Consider the following 24,526-nt stretch of genomic DNA (forward strand, 5'->3'; position numbering starts at 1 on the left):
ATGCATTTATCAAAAGTAGTCAAAGGGCTGGGAATCACAGCATTGGCCGCACTTGCCTTGGCAGGCTGTGGCAAAAAGAACGATTCTGGAGGTAGCGCCACGGCCAAAAACGATGCGAAAGTCGCCACCTCCGGCTTCCCGATCGTCAAGAGCAAGATGAGCATGACCTTGATGGCGCCAAGTATGGGCGAGGCTGAATGGAAGGACATGCAGGTTCTCCAGGATTATGCCAAAAAAACGGGGATCTCGTTGAAGTACAACACCCCACCTAACAGTGACTTTGGTACCAAATTAAATTTGGCATTTGCATCGCAGGACTTGCCAGATATTATCTATGCGGCGGGGACAGCGAACTTGACGCCGGCTAATGAAGTGACTTATGGGGAACAAGGGCAGCTCGTCGCGCTAGAGAAGTTGATTCCCAAATATGCGCCTAATTTGAATAAGTTAATGAAGGAAGATCCGAGTATCGCGAAATCGATCACAACACCAGATGGTCATATTTATTCGTTACCAATGCTATCGCGGGGCTCAACTTCAGCTTGGTACATTGGGCCACTGTGGTATAACGGCGAATGGCTCAAGAATTTGGGTGTGACCGAACTACCAAAAACCGCTGATGAGTTTTATGATTTGCTGAAGCGTTTCAAGACAGAGGACCCCAACAAAAACGGGAAAGCCGATGAGATCCCACTAAGTGATGTCAAGTTAGATGCCAGTCGTTGGTGGCTCATGTCGATTTTCGGTTTGTTGACAAACGATGTACAAAATAATGGCGATAAAGTCTTCTATACGCCAATTTCCAATCAATATAAAGAATACCTGACCTATATGCATAAACTATACGAAGAAGGCTTATTGGATAAGGATACCTTCTCCCAATCCGATGATCAAAAGAAGGCCAAAGGGAAGGCCGATCGTCTTGGGGTGTTCCAAGATTATTACTCACTCTTCACCACTGGTCGTTCACAATCGGAAGCAATGAGTGATCCGATGTGGCAACCTTTGACCAGTTCTGTTTCCAAGAAGGCGGTTGTCCCTGGGAATCCTCGGATCAGTCGCGGTAATTTCGCCATCACTAAGAATAATCCTTCACCTGCCGCAGCATTACGCTGGGTCGACTATTTCTACTCACCAATTGGCGCAGCATACCTAGCTAGCGGTCCAGAAGGCCTACTTTGGAAGTACGAGACGAATAAAGCCGGTGAAAAAGTACGTGTTTACGCTGACGGTATCAACTCTGAAAATGCCGAAGAAAAACGATCAAAGATCACGCCAGATTATGGTTTGACGGTACCAAAATTATCCGGATCAGATGCGAAAGGTGAGGCTGAATACAAATACGCGATTCGGCCATCCGCAGACGCCAGTCCAATTGATGATTTCACCAAATTCATTAATAGCGAAACGGCTAAGAAAATCGATCCTTATGCAACTGTTCCATTTCCTTTGATTTACCTGACCAAGGCAGAACAAGATTCTGTTTCGGCAACGGCCAACGATTTAAAGACCTTTGTAACGCAATCAGAAGCTAAGTTTATTACAGGAGTGACACCGTTGTCTGATTGGGACAAATACGTGAAAACCATCGAAGGAATGAACGTGAAACAATACGTTAAGGTTTATCAAACCGCCTATGATCGGTGGAAGAGCGCCAAGTAATTTAGAACGAATGGTCAAATTAAGCAGTGTCGCAAGCAATTGCGGCACTTTTTTAAAGGAGGAAAGTGCAGTGACTGAAGTGATTGTGTACTTAGACGATAATTCAACCTGGACGCAGGCTGAGATTCCTTGGCAAAACCTGACGTGTATCAATTATGCCTTTGGGAAAATCAGTGGGACCACGATCGTTCCCGAACTTAAGAAGATTGGCCTGATCAATGGGCTGAAAAGAGCGCATCCTGAGTTACGGACTTGCTTAAGCATTGGCGGGTGGAGTACCGAGGGCTTCTCGGATGGGGTGGCGACGGCCGCTTCCCGGCAGGCCTTGGTGGCCAGTATCGTCGCCTATTGTCAGCGCTATGATTTCGATGGGGTCGATCTCGATTGGGAATATCCAGGGATGGATTTGGCTGGGATCAAAGCGCGTCCTGATGATGCCGCTCATTTCTTGGCCTTTGTCCAGGCCTTGCGTCAGGCATTGGACCAGGCCGAAAATGATCATTCGCGGCGTTACTGGTTGACTGCGGCGATCGGTGCGGCGAAACCGTTGCTAGATACGATGAGTCCAGACGATGATTACCACTATCTTGATTATCTCGATTTCGTTAATGTGATGACTTATGATCTGCGGGGGAGCTGGACGCATGAGGCCAGTCATCATACCAATTTATTCTCCTATGGTGACACGGATTTTACCGCTTTATCAGCGGATCAAGCAGTGTTGAATTTACTGGCGAAAGGGGTCAGTCCCGACAAAATCGTGATTGGGGCGGCTAGTTACAGTCGTGATTGGTTTGGTTTCCCGTCAGAAACAACAAGTGGGTTAGGGGCCGTGGCTGCAACTTTAGGCACGGCCACGACGGATTACAATCAGTTACGACAATTGATTGCAACCCATCCCGAGTTTTACCATTGGGACGAGCAGGCCCAGGCGCCTTATTATTTCGATGGTCAGCGTTTTTCTTCCTTTGATGATGTGCGGTCGATCAAGGCTAAGGCGGACTATATTAGACAGCACCAGTTACGAGGCATGATGTTCTGGGAATATTCGCTGGATCATTCGGGCGAACTGTTGGCCACCGCCGCCGCTGAATTGCGGGCCCCTAATCAAGGCAGTTAGCTTTTCCGACAATCCGTTGGTGGAAAATAGATTTGGACCGTCAAGTCTAGAACCGTTAAGTTTAGAACCGTTAAGTTTAGAACCGTCAAATATCAGGGTGGCAACACCTCCCCTGGTGTTTGACGGTTTTTCTGTGCTTCGCAACGGCCAGCCATCCAGTCAAATTGTACGGTTGACTTTGAGTTGGAGAAGTTTTAGATTCAAGTTAGTCCGTAATTACTATTACTGGCAAGTAACCGCCGGACCGGCAATTGCCCAGACCGAAAATCAAGGGGCAGGCACGTTGATTGACGTGGCCGTTGAGCGGCACAATGAATTGCGATCTGTTTCAATTACTGGCAACTGACAGGGAGGCTCGTCTGATGAAATATCAAGATATTAACGCGCGAACGATCGATCACTGGGTTCACGAAGGTTGGCAATGGGGGATTCCGATCGATCACGCCACGTACTTGGCGGCCCAACAAGGCCAATGGTCGATGGTGTTGACACCGACGAAAGCAGTTCCCCGAGACTGGTTTCCCACCACTTTCGAGAATCTAAAGGTGCTGGGCTTAGCTGCTGGCGGTGGCCAACAAATGCCGATTTTCGCCGCGCTGGGGGCGAGGGGCACGATTTTAGATTACTCGCCTGCACAGCTCGATAGTGAGCGCATGGTTGCGCGGCGCGAAAAATATGAGATCGAGGCGATTCGCGGTGATATGTCACAGCCTCTACCCTTCGCGGACAATAGTTTTGATTTGATTTTCCACCCGGTTTCTAATGTGTACATCGCCGATGTGCGGCCGGTTTGGGCAGAGTGTTACCGCATCCTCAAGCCCGGCGGTCGGTTGTTGGCCGGCTTGGATAATGGCGTCAATTTTCTGTTTGCTGATGATGATGAAAGCCAGGTCAAATTTAGCCTGCCCTTTGATCCGCTGATTCATCCGGAACAAATGGCGTCCTTGCAAGCCAGTGACAGTGGCGTCCAGTTCTCCCATACCTTGGATGAGCAGATCCGGGGTCAGCTTCAGGCTGGATTTAAATTGCGAGATCTCTACGAGGATACCAATGGCGAAGGCTTCTTGCATGAACATGGGGTACCCACATTCTGGGCCACTTGGGCTGAAAAATAATTTCGATCAGCTGGTTGAAATAGCGTTGGGCAGCAAAAGCCAACGCTATTTTTTGTGGACCAGTGAAGTGGTCGCGGCCAAGCTGCTGGCCACTTTCGGTCAGTACAGGTCATTCCGCTGCCCGAAGTCTGAGCGGCAAATAATCCTTGCATCTGCCGCCGAGGGTGTTATAATGACACAGTGTCATATGACAAGCCGTCATTTTTTTGGCGGTCGAATCTTCTGTGAGAGGAGTTGCGGTTATGCCCAGTCGTACTTTTTTTGGCTTGTCGGCAGGCAAACAACGGAAAATCATTCAAGCCGCACGGACGGTTTTCGCGACGGCGCCCTATACTGAGGTCACCATCGCGGATATCGTCAGTTTGGCGGAGATCCCCCGTGGCAGTTTTTATCAGTATTTCGCTGATAAGGAGGATCTCTATTTTTACCTTTTGAAAACGTTCATGGACGATTTCCAGAAGAAATTTATTAGTAATCTAGAGGACTTGCATGGTGATCTGTTCGCGACCTTTCGCTTGAGTCTGCAACAGCAGACTGACTTTCTCGCCACGAGTCCTGATCGCGAATTGTTACGGAATTTGTTTATGCGGATCGATTATCACGATTTCCAGAAATTTTCGCAACGACAGGCGCATCAACCACCGCATCCTCATCACTTGCTATCAATGTGGAGTGCCGAGGTGGAACAGAAAACAGATTTTACGAAATTGCGGATCAAACCCGATCAATTCTATCTTCTGTTTAGAATGTTGTTAATGATTTTGGGTCATTCGACGGCCCATTACTTTTCAACAGTCGAAGAACAGCCGGAACAAGCCAGCGAAACCTTTCAGAAACAATATGAAATGGTCCTGAGTTGGTTCGAGCACGGCGTAGCGCTAAATTCGCAAGGAGGAAACAAGGATGCTTAAAATCGCTAAGAATCGTGTTTCCATTTGGGCAGTCATTGGAGCGATCCTGTTCATGACTGGCCAAGTGATCACGAATCTTTATTTACCGAATTTAACCTCGGATTTGGTTAACGACGGGGTCGCCACCGGGGATGTTAGCATGATCTGGCAGATCGGTGGAAAAATGTTGGTGGTTTCATTTCTAACGGTGATTTTTGCCTTCGGAAATGTGCTGCTGGCGGCGCGGACGTCACAAACATTAGGGAAGAATCTCCGCAAAGATATTTATAAAAAAGTCCTGTACATGTCTAACGATGAATTCGATCAGGTCGGGACTTCTTCACTGATCACGCGGACCACCAACGACGTGATGCAGATCCAAAACGTGGCGATGATGGCCTTACGGATGATGATCATGGCGCCGATCACCTTGATCGGGGCCAGCTTCATGGCTTATCAGAAGGACGCTGAATTGACGGGGATCTTTCTGGTCGTGATCCCGATCATTATTGTGGTGATCGGCGTGGTGATGTATTTCGCCGTCCCTCTATTTAAGGCGATGCAGTCAAAAACAGACCGGTTGAACTTGGTCTTTCGTGAAGGCTTGACCGGCGTTCGGGTCATTCGGGCCTTTATCAGGGATAAATTCGAGCAAGATCGCTTTGATGTCGCTAACAAAGATTATACCGATAACGCGCGGCGTGTTTTCTCGATCATGGCGGCAATGTTGCCGATCATGACTTTGGTAATGAGTGGGACAAACATTGCTATCACGTGGATGGGTGGTCATTTGATCGCCAATCAATCTATGCCAGTAGGGAATATGTTGGCCTTCATGACTTACGCGATGCAGATCTTAATGAGCTTCATGATGCTGGCCATGGTCTTCGTCTTCATTCCGCGGGCCCAAGCCTCAGCGGAACGGATCCAGAAGGTCTTTGACTTGGAAACTCGGTTAACGGAACCAGAACAACCGCGTGACGTGCAAAACGTTGCCGCCGCTGCCTTGGACTTCGATCAGATCGTTTTCCGTTATCATGGCGCCGAAAAACCAGCGTTGACAGGGGTGGACGCTCATTTACGGAGTGGTCAGACCTTGGCGATCATTGGTGGGACTGGCGCCGGCAAATCGACGCTGACCAACTTGATCCCCCGCTTTTACGATGTTGAATCCGGCGCGGTCAAGGTCAATGGGTATAACGTGAAGGACGTCGCCAAGATGGCCTTGCAAGATGTGATCGCGTTGGTGCCACAAAAAGCGGTCCTTTTCAAGGGGACGTTGCGCGAAAACTTGCTTTACGGGAATCCTGAAGCCAGCGATGAGCAACTCTGGCACGCCTTAGAAATCGCCCAAGCGGCCGATTTCATCCGCGAGAATGATGGTTTGGAAACCTTCGTGGAACAAGGTGGGAATAACTTCTCTGGCGGTCAGAAGCAACGCTTGGCGATCGCCCGCGCGCTGGTCAAGAAAGCGTCGATCTACATCTTTGACGATTCGTTTTCTGCCTTGGATTTCAAGACTGACGCCTTGTTACGCCAAGCTTTACGCCAAGACGCGACGATTCAAAAGGCAGTCGTTGTGATCGTTGGTCAACGGGTCTCTACCGTCGCTGACGCCGATCAGATCATTGTGCTGGAAGACGGCAAAATGGTCGGTCTGGGCACGCATCAAGAATTAAAGGCGAACAACGAAACCTATCGCGAGATCGTCGATTCACAGATCAAAGAAGGGAGTGCCACCAATGAGTGAGAAAGAAACGAGTCGTCCGCAAGCACGGCCAATGGGCGGTCACGGTCCTGGCGGCGGTGGTCGCATGGGGATGCCTGGTGACAAACCCAAAAACTTCTGGGGCACCACCAAACGTTTATTCAATTACATGGCTAAATATCGGATCGCGTTGATCATCGTGATGATTTTCGCGATCGCCTCACAGATCCTGCAAGTCCGGACACCTAAAATTTTAGGGAAAGCGACCACCGAGATCTTTACTGGGGTAATGAGCGGGACGGCCATGCAAAAAGCCGGAATCAGTATGAAACAATTCCCAATCGATTTCGGTAAGATCGAGTCGATCATCATTACGGTGATCTTCATGTATGTCGCTTCGGCGATCTTGAATTTCGTGATGCAGTTCGTGATGACGCGGATCTCCCAGGAGACGGTTTATCGGCTGCGGAAAGAAATGAAAGCCAAGATGCAGACGTTGCCGATCAATTATTACGATACCCATTCCAATGGTGATATCATGTCCCGTGCGATCAACGATATGGACAATATTGCCGGGACCTTACAGCAAAGTGTGACTCAGTTGATCACCAGTACGGTGATGTTTGTCGGCACGTTATGGATGATGTTGACGATCAGTTGGCAATTGACCTTGGTCGCGTTAGCTACGATCCCATTGAGTTTGGTGATCGTTGGCGTCGTCGCACCACGTTCGCAAAAATATTTCGCCGCGCAACAGAAGAGTTTAGGTTTGCTGAATAATCAGATCGAAGAAAATTATTCTGGCCAGATCATCAACAAGAGTTTCAATCATGAAGAAGCGGCGATCGGCGAATTCGTTGAAGAAAATGAGCGCTTGTATACCGCCTCGTGGAAGGCTCAATTGATTTCGGGGATCATCATGCCTTTAATGACCTTCGTCAATAACTTAGGCTATGTTTTCGTTGGGGTCCTTGGTGGGATCGGCGTCGCTAACGGTACGATGACTTTAGGGAACGTGCAGGCGTTTCTGCAGTATACTCAACAATTCTCGCAACCGATCACGCAATTGGCCAACTTGGCTAATACAATCCAAGCTACGGTCGCTTCCGCGGAACGGGTCTTTGAAGTTCTGGACGAACCAGATATGACCGATGATCACGTTGATTTACCAGCAGTGACAACGGATGATATTTTGACGATGGAACATGTGCAATTCGGTTATCAAGGTAAGGATTTATTGATGACGGATTATAATTTGCAGGTCAAACCGGGACAAATGATCGCCATCGTTGGCCCGACTGGCGCCGGTAAAACCACGATCATCAATTTGTTGGAACGCTTCTATGATATTTCCGACGGTTCGATCCGCTTAAAGGGGACGGACACCCGGAATATGAAGCGCGCTGAGTTGCGGAAGCATTTCGCCATGGTTCTGCAGGATACCTGGCTGTTTACGGGCACGATCTACGATAACTTGAAGTATGGACGCGAAGAGGCGACCCACGATGAGATCATTACCGCGGCCAAAGCAGCCCACGTTGATGAGTTTGTGCGGCAATTACCGGATGGCTACGACACGATTTTGAACGAAGAGGCCTCCAACATTTCTCAAGGGCAACGGCAATTGTTGACGATCGCCCGGGCCTTCGTCGCTGATCCAGAAATCTTGATCCTAGACGAAGCCACTTCTTCAGTTGATACGCGGACAGAGTTACAGATCCAGCATGCCATGGGCTTACTGTTGAAAGGGCGGACCAGCTTCGTGGTGGCCCACCGGTTGTCAACGATTCGTGACGCCGACAATATCTTGGTCATGAATCATGGCGCGATCGTGGAGACCGGCAATCATGATGACCTAATGGCGCAAAACGGCTTCTATGCGGATCTCTATAATTCGCAATTTTCCGGAAACGTTGAGATCTAAGCGCGTGTTGAGCGAAAGGAGTTTTTATGATGAAGTTAAAGAAAGCCGTAATTAGCGCGCTACTGGCGGTCGGTTCACTGTTCCTCTTGGCAGGTTGTGGCAACGATTCGCTAAAGCTTGACCCCAGCGCCGCCAGTTACAGTCCTGATGGGATCGTGACGGTCGTTAAAGGAAATGTCGCTAAAAAGGCCAAGCTGACCTATCAAATCGGCGACGGCGCGAAGCAAGCAGCCCATGTGGAAGATGGGACATTCGTGATCCAAGTGCCCAGTCAGTTAAGTGATACCAAAGTCAAATTGACCGCTACCGAAGCGGGAAAAACCGCCACGAAAACAGTGACCGTCAAGAAGACCAAGTCACTGGTGCCTTACACGCAGTTTGCGATGGCCTACAACATGGCCAATCAACAGCTGAAAACCGGCGCCAAAGCCTTTCCTGTAACCATCAAGGATGGCCTGCATGACCTGGTCGATGCCAACGGGATGCGGATCCGCGTCAATGTTCAGAATCAGAATGTGGTCGGCGTCGCCTATGTTTTCGCCGTCAAGAAGATGAAGAACAAGACCCAAGTCAAGAACTTCGCCATGCAATTGTCGATTTTGGCGCAAGGCGTGGGCGCTGATGGCAAACAAGTTTTGAAGGATTATCAGAAACTTGCCAAAAAGGCGGAAAACGGCCAGACCACGATTGATAATATTTATAGTAAGGCGGTCAAGTTTGAAACGAACTTCTCTACCGAAGCGCTCTATATGTATATGTTGAAGAAATAAACTGACCTGATCAAGCTCGCATTCACGGATAAAGTGGATGAGAGCTTTTTTTGAGTCGTTTTTAAAAATACCATTCCTGATTTTATTACTTTGCTTGATTGCAGATTTGTTGGGTTTGGGCGTGTGCTGGGCAAGATTGAGCCTATCTGCAATATAGGCGGAGTAAGTTACGAAGTGTTTTTGCAAGTGTGTCAGTCAAACTAGTGTCATTTCGATTGGAAAAATGGTGTGACAACTTTAACTGTCTATAATCGTTGAGCAACTGCAACGGAGTGGTTCGGGGTAAGGTCGCCGTGAAATTGGTCTTAGTGGCTGTGCCACTTAGACCAAGGCTCAGCTTTGAGATTCGCGTTCTTTGCGAAGCTCAAAGTGATGCCCACAGCGAACTTGCCCCGAACCACGCAGTGAAAGTTACAGCCAAGATACAGAAGTAGAAGCACAGCGAGCGGATCACGAATTTGTGTTAAACTAGAACCGTTTAACAAATCACGGAAAACGAGGTCGTGTCATTGTATCCGCAAACAATCAAGCTTTTAAACAAATTGGTCAGTGCCAGAATCGTTCCCGGAATCAGCTATGCCCTGATCGACCGACAACGGGTGCTCACCGAAGTCCGGGGCCAGCGGCGTTGGTTACCCACGCTGGCGCCGTTAACACCAGGCTTACGTTACGATTTGGCCAGCCTAACCAAGGTGATCGGGACAGCCACGGTTATTTTCCAGTTGGTGGAACAAGGGAGCGTCGCGCTGACGGATCCTGTCCAACAATATCTGCCGGAATTTACGGATGCCCGCGTTCAAATCCAACATTTATTGACCCACACTTCGGGCATTCATGGCTTTATTCCCCAACGCGATCAACTCAGCGGCGCCGAACTGAAGCACGCTCTGCTGCGGCTACCGGTGACGGCAACCTTTGAACGGAAAATGGTTTACACCGATGTTGGCTTTCTCTACTTAGGGTGGATCATTGAAAAAGTTACCGGCCAACCTGTTCAAACGGTGATCCAACAACAGGTGTTGACGCCGCTGCATCTATGGGAGAGTTCGTTCGCGCCGCCTGCGTCTGCTTGCGTGCCGACAACTTACGCCCATGGCATTCTCCGTCAGGGGGAAGCGCATGATCCGAAGGCGCGCCAACTAGGGGTCCATTGCGGTTCGGCCGGGCTGTTCGCCTCGCTTGCCGACGTGGTTACTTTCAGCCAATGGTACTTGGGTCAACGTCCGGATCTGCCGGCACTGCTCAGCCCACAATGGCGTCAGCGCTTGTGCCAGGATTGGACGCGCCGGCATTTGGGGCGCTCTTTGGCCTGGGATCTGCGTCAAGATCAACGTGACGGCCACCAGCTTCTTTACCATACGGGCTTCACCGGAACGTTCTTATTGCTGGACCTGGCGCGGCAACAGGGCTTGATCGTCTTAAGTAATCGCGTCCATCCCAGCCAAAAAAACGACCCCTTCTTGCAACAGCGAGAAGTGATCGTTCAGCGTTTTATTCAAGAGTTACCACGGCGCTGATCATCAATAACCAGCGGCGATGAACCCTTGTTCAGCCAGCAATTTCCGTAGCGCTAACATGGCGGTATAGGTGGTCAAAATATAAATTTTCTCATTAGGGATCTGGCCAGCTTGGGTGATGAAATCGCTTAAAGATTGGGTTTCTTTGATCTTCGCTTGCGGAGCCTCAGCGACTTCAAAGCGTAATTTGATATCTGCTTGGCGTTCACCGCCTACCAAAATCTCCGGAATCGCCGTCAGCGGTAAATCCTCAAATTCGCCGTCCCAGATCCAGCTGGTATCACGACCATCGGCGGGATTAGCGTTGAGGAGGAAACCGAGGGCGAAAGGATCAGGATCGGTTTTGATCAGGTCAAAGACTTGATTCAGACCGACGGGATTTTTGACCAAAATGATTGTGGCGTGCTTGCCATTGAGTTTGATGACCTCTTGGCGCCCAAATACTTGCTCGTCGTGGCGTAAGGCCTGCACGATTTGCGCCGGCGCTACCGCTAAATAGGTCGCGGCGCTGTATGCGGCCAAGGCGTTGTAAATATTATACATCCCGCCAACATGGATCTTAAACGGCGTGCCGTTGATCATAAACTTGGAGAAATTAGGCCGGAGCTCTTCCACCGCGGTGACTTTGTCCGTCAACTCTGGTCGGTGGAAGCCACAATTCGGGCAGAAGTAGTCGCCTAGATTGGCGTAGGTGATACTGTGATAGTGCAGAATATGATGACAGACTGGACATAAGACCCCGTCTGAATTGAAACTGGCGCGTAAGTCGGTTTCGCTGTCATCATTGGCGAAACCATAGTAAATGATTGGGTTGGGCAGTTGGCGGTCATTGAAGATCGCCGCGTCACCATTCACGATCAAAGTTGCCGCCGGCGCCAGTTTGATGCCATCAACGATTTTTTGATAAGTGGTGTAGATCTCACCGTAGCGGTCCATTTGATCGCGGAAAATATTGGTCAGCACGAAGGCCTTAGGGGTCAGTTGCGCGCAAATCGGCGCCACATTGGCCTCATCGACCTCAAGCACGGCCAGCGCGCGGCCCTGGGGTTTCTTCGCCGCCAGAAACGCGGTCACGATGCCTTGAACCATGTTGGAACCACTGGGATTAGTCAGAACTTGATCATATTTCTGATCGAGAATTTTGGTGAGCAGGGAAGTGGTCATGGTCTTGCCATTGGTACCGGTGACGATGATCACATCGTAGCTTTTCCCGAAACTGCGCAGAAATTGGGGATCAAGTTTCAGCGCGATTTTCCCGGGAAAGGAACTACCGCCGCCGCGAAAAGTGTGCAGGAACCAATAACTGCTGCGACCAAGAAGCTTAGCTAAAGACGTCTTCAATGACATTGTTATACCTCGTTTAAATTGATGAGACTCAGCGCAATTTTTGACTGGAAATCGTGGGTGCGCTCAAGTGAAGCTGAGCGGCTTCAACAAATTTCAGCGGCGCAGAGCGTCAAGGTGAGTCTGGACTTATTTTAGCATATTTGGCCGGAGCACAACAAATCTGGCTCAAGAAATTATCAGGCGGCTGGGATTTGCGTTGTTGACGAAACGGGGCCAGGTTGCCCTGGCGCGACTTAAATGAGTGCGACCCAATCGTAATTTTTATTGGGCAATTGCGCGAGAATCGGTTATACTAAAAAGCGGAATGTATTTTTGGGAGGTAGACAAATGGCACAGCTATTCTTTCGCTATGGTGCAATGAACTCTGGTAAGACGATCGAAATCTTGAAGGTTGCTCACAACTATGAGGAAGAACATAAGTCCGTGATTCTTCTGACGAGTGGCATCGATTCCCGCGATGGGGTCGGTTACGTGTCCAGCCGCATTGGGTTGAAGCGTAAAGCTGAGCCGATCTTCCCAGAAACGAATATTTTTGAGACGGTCAAGACCATCAATCCGACCGCGGCTTGTGTGTTGATCGATGAGGCGCAGTTCTTGGAGAAGCACCATGTCTATGAAGCGGCGCAAGTGGTGGATCAATTGAATATTCCCGTGATGACTTTTGGTTTGAAAAATGATTTCCGCAACGAATTATTCGATGGTTCGCGGTACTTATTGCTTTACGCGGATAAAATCGAAGAAATCAAGACGATCTGTTGGTTCTGCTCGCGTAAAGCGACGATGAATTTGCGGGTCCATGATGGGCAGCCGATCTATGAAGGCGAACAGGTTCAATTGGGCGGCAATGAATCCTATTACCCCGTTTGTCGCCAACATTATTACCATCCTGACCTGAGCCAAAATGTGCTGGATCAGTAGCCAGACACCGCTAATCATCCTTGAGTTTTTGTGAAAGAAATGGAACAGGTGAATTAAATGGATAAAATTCTAGCACAGCTAGACGGACTATTGATCCGGTATGAAGAATTAACTGAAATGATGGCGGATCCCGAAGTCATTGGGAATACCAAACGGTACTTGGAGGTCTCCAAGGAATCCGCGGGAATGACTGAGATCGTCAATAAATATCAACGCTATAAGGAAGTCATGAAAGAAATCGCGGATAACAATGATTTGATCCGCGAGAGTAATGACAAGGAATTGACCGATCTGGCGAAAGAGGAATTGGCGGAGCTAACGACAGAACAGGACAATCTTGAACATGAAATCATGTTATTGATGTTGCCAACGGACCCGAATGATGACAAGAACATTATCATGGAGATCCGTGGCGCTGCCGGTGGCGATGAGGCCTCACTTTTCGCCGGGGATCTCTTGAATATGTATCATCGTTACGCTGAGCGGCAAGGCTGGCAATTTGAGCTGGTTGACGAGAACCGGACCGAAGTCGGTGGCTACAAAGAAGTCGCCGCGATGATCAGCGGCACCAACGTTTATTCCAAACTGAAATATGAAAACGGCGCGCATCGGGTGCAACGGGTGCCGGAAACAGAATCGCAAGGGCGCGTGCACACGTCAACAGCCACGGTGGCAGTGATGCCTGAGTATGACTCGGTTGATCTGGAAATCGACCCTAAAGATATCCGGGTTGATGTTTACCGGTCATCAGGCGCTGGTGGTCAGCATATCAACAAAACCTCGTCCGCCGTGCGGATGACCCATTTACCGACAGGGATCGTGGTTGCCATGCAGGATCAGCGGTCGCAGCAACAAAACCGGGAAAAGGCCATGCAAATTTTGCGGTCACGGGTCTATGACTTTTATGAGAGCGAAAACCAAAGTGAGTACGATGCCAGCCGGAAATCCGCGGTTGGGACCGGGGACCGTTCGGAGCGGATCCGGACCTATAACTACCCACAAAATCGGGTGACGGATCACCGCATCGGCTTGTCGTTGAACAAGTTGGATCGCATCATGAATGGTGAGATGGATGAGATCATTGACGCGCTGATCGTGTCGGATCAAACCAAGAAGTTGGAGCAGATCACTGATGACAACACCAACGTACTCTAAGGCCCTTAGTTGGGCTTTTTTGCTGTTGCAGGAAAAAGGACTAGATGATTATGGCGCGGAATATGTTCTGCTAGAACGCCAAAACTGGCGCAAGACCGATCTGTCCTTCCATGAACGGGAACCGATGCCGGCCCCAATTTGGCAACAGTTTCAACAAGATGTGCAAACACTTCTGACTGGTGAGCCGGCTCAATATTTACTGGGAGCGGCCTGGTTTTCGGGTTTGCAATTGAAGGTAACGCCGGCCACCTTGATCCCTCGTCAAGAAACAGAAGAATTGGTGGCCTGGGTCGAGCATTTCGCCCAACGTTTCGCGCGGCCACGGATCCTGGATCTGGGCACTGGGAGTGGCGCGATCGCGCTGGCTTTACAGCAGCAATTGCCGCAAGCGGAGGTCTGGGGCAGCGATCTGAGCGCCGCGGCGTTGGCGGTGGCTGAAACAAACGGGCAACGCTTGCAGTTACCGGTAAAGTTTGTGCAAGGGGACCTCTTCGCGGCAGTAGCGGCGCAACCGCCCTTCGATGTGATCGTTAGTAATCCGCCGTATATCAGTCACCGCGAAGAGCCGGTGATGGATTATTCGGTCAAACACTTTGAACCGCAGCTGGCCCTATATGCGGACAATGATGGCCTAGCCATTTATCAGCGCATCGCCAGTACCTTTGCCACGCATTTGACGCTGCCTGGGGCCTTATTCTTGGAGTTTGGCTACCAGCAAGCGCCGGCGATCAAACACCTTTTCGGTGGGGACCAAGCGCACTGGCCGCTTGTGATCCGCCCAGATTTGGCTGGATGGCCGCGAATGGCGCAGATCGGGCCAGCCGCGACGCAAGCGACACGCAGCTGACCGTGGCAGTTCTAACCGGCAGATTAGGAAAATGTTTATTTGATTAGAATTTGATGAAATGAGACGACTATATAATGCAAACAAAAATTTTCGACACCAGTGAAATTCCGGCGGCAGCGGCGTTGTTACGGCAAGGACAGCTGGTCGCTTTTCCCACAGAAACTGTTTATGGTTTAGGCGCGGTGATCAACAACGAGACCGCCGTCAAAAATGTCTATCAAGCCAAGGGACGGCCCAGTGATAATCCCCTGATCGTTCATGTGGCCACGCCGGAGATGGTTTGGCAATATGCGCAACCTAACAAACTGGCGCAACAGTTGATGACCCGTTTCTGGCCGGGACCGTTGACGATTATTCTGCCGTTGAAGCCGCAAAGTCTCTTGGCGGTGGTGACGGGCGGACTGACGACGGCGGCTTTCCGAATGCCGGATAATTCGGCCACCTTGACGTTGATCAAGGAAACCGGGATCCCCATTGTTGGCCCCTCAGCTAATACCTCAGGGAAACCCAGTCCGACCACGGCGCAGCATGTCTATCATGATTTAGCCGGGAAAATAGCGGGAATTTTAGACGATGGTCCGACCAAGGTTGGCCTGGAGTCGACGGTGATCGATCTGAGTGTGCAACCGGCGGCGATTTTACGACCGGGCTATCTTACTGCTTCGGCGCTGACGCCAATACTGGGTGAAGTGGAGACAGAGCAGCATCATGTGGCCGCAAACGTTGTCCCGAAAGCCCCCGGCATGAAATATAAGCATTATGCGCCCAATGCTCAAGTGGTGATCGTCGCGCCAGCGGTTGACTTTACGGCGGCGGTCCAGGCCACCCGGCGGCAAGTGAGCGGACCATTAGGCGTCTTGGCCTTTGATGATCAATTGCGCCAAATCGCGGCCGCCGGCAATCACGCGCCGGCTGTGGTAACCTTCGCGTTAGGGGATGATCTGGAGCAGGCGGCGCAGGAACTTTTCGCCGGGTTGCGCGCGTTCGATGATCAACCCGCGATCAAAACGATTTTGGCCGCCGGCGTTCCGGAAACAGGTCTAGGCATTGCCTACATGAATCGATTGAAGAAGGCGGCTGGCGGCCAGTTCTTTAGCTTTGACAGCGGCGAAAAGTAGGCCAGCTCAATTCAGGCTAGGCTTAGCAGCTTCGGCAACTTGTCGTTGAGGTCGGCGCTGATGGTGGGCGATTGTTCACAGTCCACGAGGGCCGCGTGCTCCATCAGGATCGACGCGGGATGATCGGATAGAATTGCTAACAGTTGATCAGCTTCAAATGGCCAAGTTGGCCATGAGTGGACCGGGAATCAGCGCGAGTTTGTTCGCTGGTTCCTTTTCTTTCGCTTATTTGCGGAAATCGGTATAATATGAGTGACAAGGAGGGGTTGCGTTTGGATTATATTGAAAAAGATCAAGAAGTTTGGGCGGCGATTCATCGCGAAGAGCAACGCCAGCGACGAAATATTGAATTGATCGCTTCAGAAAATGTGGTTTCCGAAGCGGTGCGCCGAGCCCAAGGCAGTGTTTTGACCAATAAGTACGCGGAGGGTTATCCTGGCCACCGTTTTTATGGTGGGTGTGAGTACATCGATCAGGTTGAAGACATCGCCATTGCCCGCGCCAAGAAATTGTTTGGCGCGGAATATGCCAATGTTCAGCCACATTCTGGCTCGCAGGCAAACGAGGCGACTTATCGCGCCTTGTTAAAGCCAGGTGATCGGGTTTTGGGGATGGATTTGACTGCAGGCGGTCATTTGACCCATGGTTCACCGGTGAACTTCAGCGGTCAGACCTACGAATTTCACAGCTATGGGGTCGATTCCGAAACGGAGCAGCTGGATTATGCGGCGATTTTGGCTCAGGCCAAGGCGGTACAGCCGAAATTGATCGTAGCTGGGGCTTCGGCTTACAGCCGGACAATTGATTTCGCGGAATTTCGGCGGATTGCTGATGAGGTCGGAGCGCTTTTGATGGTGGACATGGCCCATATTGCTGGGTTGGTGGCTGCTGGGCTCCATCCAAATCCTGTTCCGTATTGCGATGTGGTCACGTCCACAACCCATAAAACGCTGCGTGGCCCCCGTGGCGGGCTGATCTTGGCCAAGGCGAAGTACGCCAAGCAGTTGAATGCGGCAGTCTTCCCTGGGACGCAGGGGGGACCGTTGGAGCACGTGATCGCCGCCAAAGCAATCGCCTTTGGTGAAGATCTGCAACCGGAATTCAAGGATTACGCGGCGCAGATCATCAAGAACGCGCAGGCAATGGCTGCGGTTTTCAACGATGACCCAACGTTGCGCTTGATCTCCGGCGGCACGGATAATCATTTGTTGCTCCTTGACGTGACAGGAACCGGGTTGTTTGGCCGGGATATTCAAGAGCTGATGGATTCGGTCCAGATCACCTTGAATAAGAACACCATTCCCTTTGAGCAGAATGGTCCCTTCAAGACATCGGGGATCCGCATTGGCACGCCAGCAATCACCACGCGTGGGATGAAGGAAGCTGACGCCCGTCAAGTGGCGCAATTTATCCTAGCTGTTTTGCAGAAACGTGATGAGCCTCAAGCAATCAATCGGTTACATCAGGAAATCAATGCTTTTGCTGAAAGTTTTCCGATAAATTGGGGCTAATCAGGTAGCTATTTAGGCTTAACTAGCTTATCATTGATATGATTTTTAAAATTGAAAGGTGGCAAAAGTATGGGAAAGTTTACGGTTTTGAATCATCCGTTGATCCAACACAAGTTAACGATCATTCGTGACAAGTCAACGGGTACAAAGGTTTTTCGTGAGGTGGCCAACGAGATAGCGGAATTGATGGTTTATGAGATCACCCGCGATCTGCCCTTGACTGACGTCGAGATCGAAACACCAATGGGAAAAACCGTTCAAAAACAATTGGCTGGTAAGAAACTGGCTGTCGTTCCAATTCTACGGGCCGGCTTAGGCATGGTCGATGGCGTATTGGAATTGATCCCAGCGGCAAAAGTCGGTCATATCGGGATGTATCGTGACGAGAAGACCTTAGAACCACACGAGTACTTCGTTAAAATGCCGCCAGATATCGATCAGCGGATCCTGTTTATCGTTGATCCAATGCTGGCGACTGGTGGTTCGGCCAACATGGCGATCGAGGCCTTGAAGGCTCGGGGCGCGAAAAGTATGCGTTTAGTTGTTTTAGTGGCGGCGCCTGAGGGAGTTAAAGCCGTTCAGGATGCCCATCCAGATGTGGATATCTATGCCGCGGCTTTGGATGAAAAATTAACTGAAACTGGATATATTACGCCAGGTTTAGGCGATGCCGGTGATCGCCTATTCGGCACCAAATAAGGCTTTATTCGATAAAGCCCTTACAAAGCCAACTTTTCTTTGAATTTTATTTTTGCTGGTGGTAGTATGAAGGTTGTGTTTTCTGAACATGGTTTAGAGGCTGAACACAGTATTGCCGTCAAGCTTGACTTGCCGGGATTCATAGAATATTGGGAAGGAGGCGCGCTTTGGAGAATAAATATCAATACCTAACTTTTTTAGGACTTACATTTAATGTGGCCAACTGCCTTTCAATTATTTTGACAGCACTGGTAGTCTTCTTCCTTGTTTTCTTCCTCTCACGGAAGATCACGATGAGGCCGGGTAAACGCCAAAATGTGTTAGAGTATTTGATTGATTTTAGTAATGGTATCGTGAAGTCGATCATGCCAGGTGATGAGGGCAAACCGTTTTACTTCTATATTTTCGTCTTATTCCTTTTCTTGCTCGTTTCGAACATCTTAGGGCTGTTTCTCGAAATTAAAGTCAATGGCTTTACTTATACGAAATCACCAACGGCTGATCCGATGGTCACAATGCCACTGGCTTTGATGTCCTTAGTTCTATCGCACTATTATGGTGCTGAAAAGTATGGGTTCAAAGGATATTTGAGTAATTTCGCTCGCCCAGTCGGTTTCATGTTGCCCATGAACCTGATTGAAGAGTTTACCAATTTCCTGACTTTATCGTTACGTCTTTATGGGAATATCTTTGCTGGCGAAGTTTTGATCGGATTGTTAGTGATGATGACTCAAGGTGCTGGTTTGTCTGGCGTCTTCGGGAGTATCGCCGCGATTCCATTGATGATGGTTTGGCAAGGGTTCTCTGTCTTTATCGGTGCGGTGCAGGCTTATATCTTTGCCACATTGACTTGTGTTTACTTCTCGCGGAAAATCACCCGAGAATAAAGTTTTAAAAAACTAGGAGGAATTTACAAAATGACTAAATATGTCGCTGCTGCTATTGCCGCAGGTATTGCTGCCTTAGCTACTGCCTATGGTAACTCAAAGGTTATTTCTAAAGCTATTGAAAGTATGGCGCGCCAACCAGAAATCGCTGGCGAGATCCGGAGCACAATGATCATTGGTGTTGCCTTGATTGAAGCGGTTCCTATCTTAGCAGTCGTTGTTGCCTTCATCATCCTTTTTGTCTAATAATCATCGTGACACCTATTTTTATTAGATTAGAAGGGAGCGTTGTTCATGGCAAATGGATTAGTTATTGCTGCCAAGGCTACCATAGTTAACGGTAGTACCGGCGACTCGCTTATTCTGATCATAGCTTTCATTCTGTTATTGATTCTGTTGAAACATTTCGCTTGGAAACCGGTCGTTAAAATGATGGACGATCGCCAAAAAAAAATCTCAGATGACCTTGATGGCGCTGCGGATTCTCGGGCTAAAGCTGAAGCGATGGCCGCCAAACGTCAAGCAGAATTGAAGAATTCTAAAGCTGAAGCAATCCAAATTGTAAATACCGCCAAAACAAATGGTGAAAAACGCCGTGATCAAATCGTCTCCGACGCCCAGACCGAGGCTTCGCAAGTCAAGGATAAGGCGCACGCGGACGCGGATCAGGTTCGGACCGAGGCTTTAAATAGCGCTCGTGCCGAGGTTGGTCAGATCGCGATCGATATCGCTGAATCACTGATCAAGAAGGACTTGGATACCCAAGATCAACAGAACTTGATCGACGCGTATATTAAGGGGTTGACGAATGCCGATGAAACAAAATAAATTTTCAGTGGCAAAACGTTACGCTAAAGCCCTTTTTGAATATAGTGACGAACAAGGTCAATTGGATGCCGTCTATCAAGAGCTGGTGACGATCCAGCAAGTTCTTCAAGAAACGCCTGATTTTCTGGCGGTGATGAAGTTGGATTCCGTCACCACGGCGGAACAATCCAAGATCGTGGCGACACTGGCGCAACCATTCTCAGCGACGACGCAAGATTTCTTGCATCTGGTTTTTGATTATGGTCGTACCGCCGATCTTGATTTGATTATTGCCGAATTTGTGGAACGTTATAATGCGACTCAGGGGCGGGTCATGATCCATGCGGTCAGCGCCACTTCTTTGTCTGCGGAACAACGCCAGCAGATCGGTCAGGCTTATTTACAACGTTTTAATGGAAAGAGCGCCCAAGTCACGAATACAGTTGATCCCGAGTTGATCGGCGGCGTCATTGTTGAAGCTGAAGGTCGGCGGATCGATGGCAGTATTCGGACGAAGTTACTCAAAATGCGGGCGTTACTAGCTCAGCCACTTAGATAAGCTACGAGAGAAAAAGTGAGGTGAATCGGTTGAGCATCAAAGCTGAAGAAATTAGTGCATTAATCAAACAACAATTAGCAAATTATCAAGACCAACTCAAGGTTGAAGAGATCGGCACAGTCACGTATGTTGGTGATGGGATCGCGCGGGCTCATGGCTTGGATAACGCCATGGCCAGTGAGTTGCTGCAATTCTCCAACGGCTCCTACGGGATCGCCCAGAACTTGGAAGCCAATGACGTTGGGATCATCGTCTTAGGTAAGTTCGATGATATTCGCGAAGGCGACACAGTTAAGCGGACTGGTCGAATCATGGAAGTTCCTGTTGGGGACGAAATGATCGGACGGGTCGTGAATCCTTTGGGTCAACCGGTCGATGGTGCAGGTCCGATCCACACTGAGCGGACACGGCCAATTGAAAGCCCCGCACCTGGGGTTATGCAACGGCAATCCGTCGATCAACCGTTACAAACCGGTCTAAAGACGATCGATGCTTTGGTTCCGATCGGTCGTGGTCAGCGTGAGTTGATCATTGGTGACCGGAAGACTGGTAAAACATCGATCGCGATCGATACGATCTTGAACCAAAAGGGTCAAGATACGATCTGTATTTATGTGGCGATCGGTCAGAAACAATCAACCGTTCGGGCGCAAGTGGAAACCTTACGTTCCTTTGGCGCGATGGACTATACGACGGTTGTCGTCGCAGGTCCTAGTGAACCAGCGCCAATGCTGTATATCGCGCCATACGCGGGTTCAGCGATGGGTGAGGACTTCATGTATCGGGGCAAGCATGTTTTGATCATCTTTGATGATTTAAGCAAGCAGGCCTCCGCTTATCGTGAAATTTCCTTGCTGCTTCGTCGTCCGCCTGGTCGTGAAGCCTATCCTGGGGATATTTTCTACTTGCACTCACGTTTATTGGAACGCGCGGCCAAGTTGAGTGATGAATTGGGTGGCGGTTCAATGACGGCCTTGCCAATTATCGAAACCCAGGCTGGGGATATTTCTGCGTATATTCCAACCAACGTGATTTCAATCACCGATGGTCAGATTTTCTTGGAAAGCGATTTGTTCTATTCTGGCACACGTCCCGCCATGGATGCTGGTAACTCAGTTTCTCGGGTTGGGGGCGCGGCGCAGATCAAAGCGATGAAGAAAGTTGCCGGTACTTTGCGGGTGGACTTGGCTTCTTATCGTGAATTGGAATCATTCGCGCAATTCGGTTCTGACCTGGACGAAGCGACTCAAGCGAAATTGAATCGTGGGCGCCGGACGGTTGAAGTCTTGAAGCAACCATTACACAAACCACTGCCTGTCGAAAAACAGGTTGTCATTCTCTATGCGTTGACGCATGGTTTCTTAGACAGTGTCCCTGTTGATGATATTCAACGGTATCAAGATGAGCTTTTTGCGAATTTCGATAGCAATCATGAAGATCTGTTGACAGAGATCAAGACAACTGGCAACCTTCCTGATGAAGCTAAAATGGACGGTGCGATCAAGGCCTTCGCTGAAGGTTTCACCCCATCGGCTAATTAGTGTTGATCAGTTGCGTGTTTTTCGATTTAGTGAGCAAAGGAGTGGTGAAGTAATTGGCTGAATCATTGATCGATATCAAACGGCGGATCACTTCGACCAAGAAAACCGGCCAGATCACCAGCGCGATGCAGATGGTCTCCGGGGCGAAGTTGATCAAGCTGGAAGATAAATCAAAGAATTATCAAATCTATGCCAAAAAAATTCGGGAAATCGTCACCCATCTTGCTGCTAATAAGGTTTTAGAACTTGCAGTGATGCGTCAGCACGCTCAAAGCAAAACTGGGACCACCGAAGAAGATGTCCTCTCTTTGAGTAATCTTCTCGTTGAACGACCAGTTAAGAAAACCGGTTACTTGGTTATTACCAGCGATCGGGGCTTGGTTGGTGGTTATAATAGCAATATTTTGCGTTCTGTGATGGATATCTTGTCCGACCACAAGGATCCTAGCGAATATGCCGTCATGGCAGTCGGTGGGATGGGCGCGGAATTCTTCAAGGCGCGCGACATCCAACTCGCTTATGAGTATCGTGGTGTCAGCGATGTTCCGACCTTCAATGAGGTCCGGGAAATCGTTAAAACAATGGTGACCATGTTTGATGATGGTGTTTTCGACGAACTTTATGTTTGTTACAACCACCACGTCAACTCCCTGTCATCGGCGTTTCGGGCTGAGAAGATGTTGCCGATCACTGATTTAGATACCGACAAAGTCAATGATGACGCGGCGACGGAATATTTAGCAGATCCTTCTGTTGATGTTGCGTTGAACGCCATTTTGCCTCAGTATGCTGAGAGTTTGATTTTCGGCGCGATCATGGATGCCAAAACGGCGGAGCACGCTTCGTCGATGACGGCCATGAAGAGCGCCACGGATAACGCGAATGATTTGATTCGGGACTTGTCGACACAGTTGAACCGTGCACGACAGGCTCAAATCACAACGGAAATCACCGAAATCGTTGGCGGTGCTGCAGCATTAGAATAATCATAAAAGATGGGAGGAATTAAAACGTATGAGTGTTGGTCATATTGTTCAAGTTATTGGACCAGTTGTTGACGTTGAGTTTCCCCTCGATGAAGGGTTACCTGATATCAACTCTGCATTAAAAGTAACGAAAAGCGACGAGACGACCGTTGTTTTGGAAGTTGCCCTTGAACTGGGCGACGGTGTAATGCGGACAATTGCGATGGAATCCACCGATGGCTTGCAACGGGGAATGGAAGTAGCTGATACTGGCGCGCCCATCTCTGTGCCGGTCGGTAAGGAAACATTAGGCCGGGTTTTCAACGTTCTGGGCGATACAATCGACTCCGGACCGAAATTCGGCGCTGATTTCCGTCGTGATAGTATTCATCGAGAAGCGCCTAAGTTCGAAGAGTTGAGTACGAGTTCTGAGATTCTTGAAACTGGGATCAAGGTCATTGATCTATTGGCGCCTTATATTCGTGGTGGTAAAGTCGGCTTGTTCGGCGGTGCCGGCGTTGGTAAGACCGTCTTGATCCAAGAGTTGATTCATAATATTGCCGAAGAGCATGGTGGGATCTCTGTCTTCACCGGTGTTGGTGAACGGACACGTGAAGGGAACGACCTTTATTTCGAAATGAAGGGTTCCGGTGTTCTGGAGAAAACAGCCATGGTGTTTGGTCAGATGAACGAGCCGCCTGGTGCCCGGATGCGGGTTGCCTTGACTGGGTTGACGATCGCGGAATATTTCCGTGACGTTGAAGGTCAGGACGTCCTGTTGTTTATTGACAACATTTTCCGGTTTACTCAGGCTGGTTCTGAAGTTTCGGCATTGCTCGGTCGGATGCCGTCAGCCGTTGGTTATCAGCCAACCTTGGCGACAGAAATGGGCCAATTGCAGGAACGGATCACTTCGACTAAGAAGGGTTCCGTAACATCGATCCAGGCGATCTATGTTCCTGCCGATGACTACACTGACCCGGCGCCAGCGACTGCTTTCGCCCATTTGGACGCGACAACGAACTTGGAACGTAAATTGGTTGAACAAGGGATCTACCCAGCTGTGGATCCGTTGGAGTCTTCGTCAAGCGGTTTGGATCCCCAAATCGTGGGTCAAGATCACTACCAAGTTGCCACCCAAGTCCAGCATGTTTTACAGCGATATCGTGAATTACAAGATATTATCTCCATCTTAGGGATGGATGAATTGTCTGATGACGAAAAGATCTTAGTTGCGCGGGCCCGGAAGATTCAATTCTTCCTTTCCCAAAACTTCTTCGTCGCGGAAGCCTTTACTGGTCAACCAGGCGCGTATGTGCCCGTTAAAGATACGGTTTCTGGCTTCAAGGCGATTCTTGATGGTCAATATGATGATTTACCTGAAGATGCTTTCCGAAACGTTGGTAAGATCGAAGATGCGGTCGCGAAGGCTGAGAAGATGGGCTATCATCATCAAGCAAACTAAG

The 24,526-nt window shown here is 49.5% G+C and carries 23 protein-coding genes; 22 read left to right on the top strand and 1 reads right to left on the bottom strand.

Annotated features, from left to right (window positions below; genetic code table 11):
• From EKM94_RS05210 to EKM94_RS05245, 9 genes are all read left to right on the top strand, one after another.
• Window positions 1–1,662 carry an extracellular solute-binding protein gene (locus EKM94_RS05210; RefSeq protein WP_125598530.1) on the top strand — a complete coding sequence of 554 codons (1,662 nt, stop codon included), beginning with the start codon at window positions 1–3 and terminating at the stop codon, window positions 1,660–1,662.
• A 70-nt stretch (window positions 1,663–1,732) separates the two neighbouring features.
• Window positions 1,733–2,782 (top strand): glycoside hydrolase family 18 protein, encoded by a 1,050-nt coding sequence (locus tag EKM94_RS05215; RefSeq protein WP_164511116.1) that lies wholly within the window; start codon window positions 1,733–1,735, stop codon window positions 2,780–2,782.
• A 362-nt stretch (window positions 2,783–3,144) separates the two neighbouring features.
• On the top strand, window positions 3,145–3,897 hold the full coding sequence (locus EKM94_RS05220) for a class I SAM-dependent methyltransferase (RefSeq protein WP_125598536.1): 753 nt from the start codon (window positions 3,145–3,147) through the stop codon (window positions 3,895–3,897).
• A gap of 242 nt (window positions 3,898–4,139) precedes the next feature.
• Window positions 4,140–4,808 carry a TetR/AcrR family transcriptional regulator gene (locus EKM94_RS05225; RefSeq protein WP_125598539.1) on the top strand — a complete coding sequence of 223 codons (669 nt, stop codon included), beginning with the start codon at window positions 4,140–4,142 and terminating at the stop codon, window positions 4,806–4,808.
• Window positions 4,801–6,537, top strand: coding sequence for an ABC transporter ATP-binding protein (locus tag EKM94_RS05230; RefSeq protein ID WP_125598542.1), 1,737 nt, complete (start codon window positions 4,801–4,803; stop codon window positions 6,535–6,537). Before EKM94_RS05225 ends, EKM94_RS05230 begins: the two co-directional genes overlap by 8 nt.
• Window positions 6,530–8,419, top strand: coding sequence for an ABC transporter ATP-binding protein (locus tag EKM94_RS05235; RefSeq protein ID WP_125598545.1), 1,890 nt, complete (start codon window positions 6,530–6,532; stop codon window positions 8,417–8,419). The genes EKM94_RS05230 and EKM94_RS05235 overlap by 8 nt, the downstream gene beginning before the upstream one ends.
• Before the next feature lie 29 nt (window positions 8,420–8,448).
• Window positions 8,449–9,189 (top strand): hypothetical protein, encoded by a 741-nt coding sequence (locus tag EKM94_RS05240; protein ID WP_125598548.1) that lies wholly within the window; start codon window positions 8,449–8,451, stop codon window positions 9,187–9,189.
• Window positions 9,190–9,461: 272 nt separating this feature from the next.
• Window positions 9,462–9,623: a hypothetical protein gene (locus EKM94_RS12335; RefSeq protein ID WP_164511117.1), complete on the top strand. Its 162-nt coding sequence runs from the start codon at window positions 9,462–9,464 to the stop codon at window positions 9,621–9,623.
• 69 nt (window positions 9,624–9,692) lie between these two features.
• Window positions 9,693–10,706 carry a serine hydrolase domain-containing protein gene (locus EKM94_RS05245; RefSeq protein ID WP_318531099.1) on the top strand — a complete coding sequence of 338 codons (1,014 nt, stop codon included), beginning with the start codon at window positions 9,693–9,695 and terminating at the stop codon, window positions 10,704–10,706.
• Window positions 10,707–10,709: 3 nt separating this feature from the next.
• Here the strand turns inward: EKM94_RS05245 and EKM94_RS05250 are convergent, their stop codons facing one another.
• Window positions 10,710–12,059 (bottom strand): Mur ligase family protein, encoded by a 1,350-nt coding sequence (locus EKM94_RS05250; protein ID WP_318531101.1) that lies wholly within the window; start codon window positions 12,057–12,059, stop codon window positions 10,710–10,712.
• 321 nt (window positions 12,060–12,380) lie between these two features.
• Here EKM94_RS05250 and EKM94_RS05255 point away from each other — a divergent pair, with 321 nt between their 5' ends.
• The 13 genes from EKM94_RS05255 to atpD all read left to right on the top strand — a co-directional run bounded on the left by EKM94_RS05255 (window position 12,381) and on the right by atpD (window position 24,525).
• A complete protein-coding gene (locus EKM94_RS05255) occupies window positions 12,381–12,971 on the top strand; it encodes a thymidine kinase (protein ID WP_125598557.1) in 591 nt (196 codons plus the stop codon).
• Between the two features lie 57 nt (window positions 12,972–13,028).
• The gene (gene prfA / locus EKM94_RS05260; RefSeq protein ID WP_125598560.1) at window positions 13,029–14,126 is read left to right on the top strand and encodes a peptide chain release factor 1; all 1,098 of its coding nucleotides are present in this window, start codon (window positions 13,029–13,031) and stop codon (window positions 14,124–14,126) included.
• Entirely contained in the window at window positions 14,104–14,973 is an 870-nt protein-coding gene (prmC, locus tag EKM94_RS05265; RefSeq protein WP_125598564.1) for a peptide chain release factor N(5)-glutamine methyltransferase, read from the top strand. The genes prfA and prmC overlap by 23 nt, the downstream gene beginning before the upstream one ends.
• A gap of 74 nt (window positions 14,974–15,047) precedes the next feature.
• Window positions 15,048–16,091, top strand: a complete 1,044-nt coding sequence (locus tag EKM94_RS05270; RefSeq protein WP_125598567.1) for an L-threonylcarbamoyladenylate synthase — start codon at window positions 15,048–15,050, stop codon at window positions 16,089–16,091.
• A 272-nt stretch (window positions 16,092–16,363) separates the two neighbouring features.
• A complete protein-coding gene (gene glyA, locus EKM94_RS05275; RefSeq protein WP_125598570.1) occupies window positions 16,364–17,602 on the top strand; it encodes a serine hydroxymethyltransferase in 1,239 nt (412 codons plus the stop codon).
• A 69-nt stretch (window positions 17,603–17,671) separates the two neighbouring features.
• A complete protein-coding gene (gene upp, locus EKM94_RS05280) occupies window positions 17,672–18,301 on the top strand; it encodes a uracil phosphoribosyltransferase (protein ID WP_125598573.1) in 630 nt (209 codons plus the stop codon).
• Between the two features lie 167 nt (window positions 18,302–18,468).
• A complete protein-coding gene (atpB, locus tag EKM94_RS05285; RefSeq protein ID WP_125598576.1) occupies window positions 18,469–19,188 on the top strand; it encodes a F0F1 ATP synthase subunit A in 720 nt (239 codons plus the stop codon).
• A gap of 30 nt (window positions 19,189–19,218) precedes the next feature.
• Window positions 19,219–19,434: a F0F1 ATP synthase subunit C gene (atpE, locus tag EKM94_RS05290; protein ID WP_125598579.1), complete on the top strand. Its 216-nt coding sequence runs from the start codon at window positions 19,219–19,221 to the stop codon at window positions 19,432–19,434.
• 48 nt (window positions 19,435–19,482) lie between these two features.
• The gene (gene atpF / locus EKM94_RS05295; RefSeq protein WP_125598582.1) at window positions 19,483–20,016 is read left to right on the top strand and encodes a F0F1 ATP synthase subunit B; all 534 of its coding nucleotides are present in this window, start codon (window positions 19,483–19,485) and stop codon (window positions 20,014–20,016) included.
• Window positions 20,003–20,554 (top strand): ATP synthase F1 subunit delta, encoded by a 552-nt coding sequence (gene atpH, locus EKM94_RS05300; protein WP_164511118.1) that lies wholly within the window; start codon window positions 20,003–20,005, stop codon window positions 20,552–20,554. The genes atpF and atpH overlap by 14 nt, the downstream gene beginning before the upstream one ends.
• Window positions 20,555–20,583: 29 nt before the next feature.
• On the top strand, window positions 20,584–22,095 hold the full coding sequence (gene atpA / locus EKM94_RS05305; RefSeq protein WP_318531100.1) for a F0F1 ATP synthase subunit alpha: 1,512 nt from the start codon (window positions 20,584–20,586) through the stop codon (window positions 22,093–22,095).
• A gap of 53 nt (window positions 22,096–22,148) precedes the next feature.
• Window positions 22,149–23,081, top strand: coding sequence for a F0F1 ATP synthase subunit gamma (locus tag EKM94_RS05310; RefSeq protein ID WP_125598591.1), 933 nt, complete (start codon window positions 22,149–22,151; stop codon window positions 23,079–23,081).
• Window positions 23,082–23,109: 28 nt separating this feature from the next.
• A complete protein-coding gene (atpD, locus tag EKM94_RS05315) occupies window positions 23,110–24,525 on the top strand; it encodes a F0F1 ATP synthase subunit beta (protein ID WP_125598594.1) in 1,416 nt (471 codons plus the stop codon).
• Window position 24,526 lies beyond the last annotated feature (1 nt).

Source organism: Lapidilactobacillus achengensis (assembly GCF_003946655.1).
Classification (GTDB): domain Bacteria; phylum Bacillota; class Bacilli; order Lactobacillales; family Lactobacillaceae; genus Lapidilactobacillus; species Lapidilactobacillus achengensis.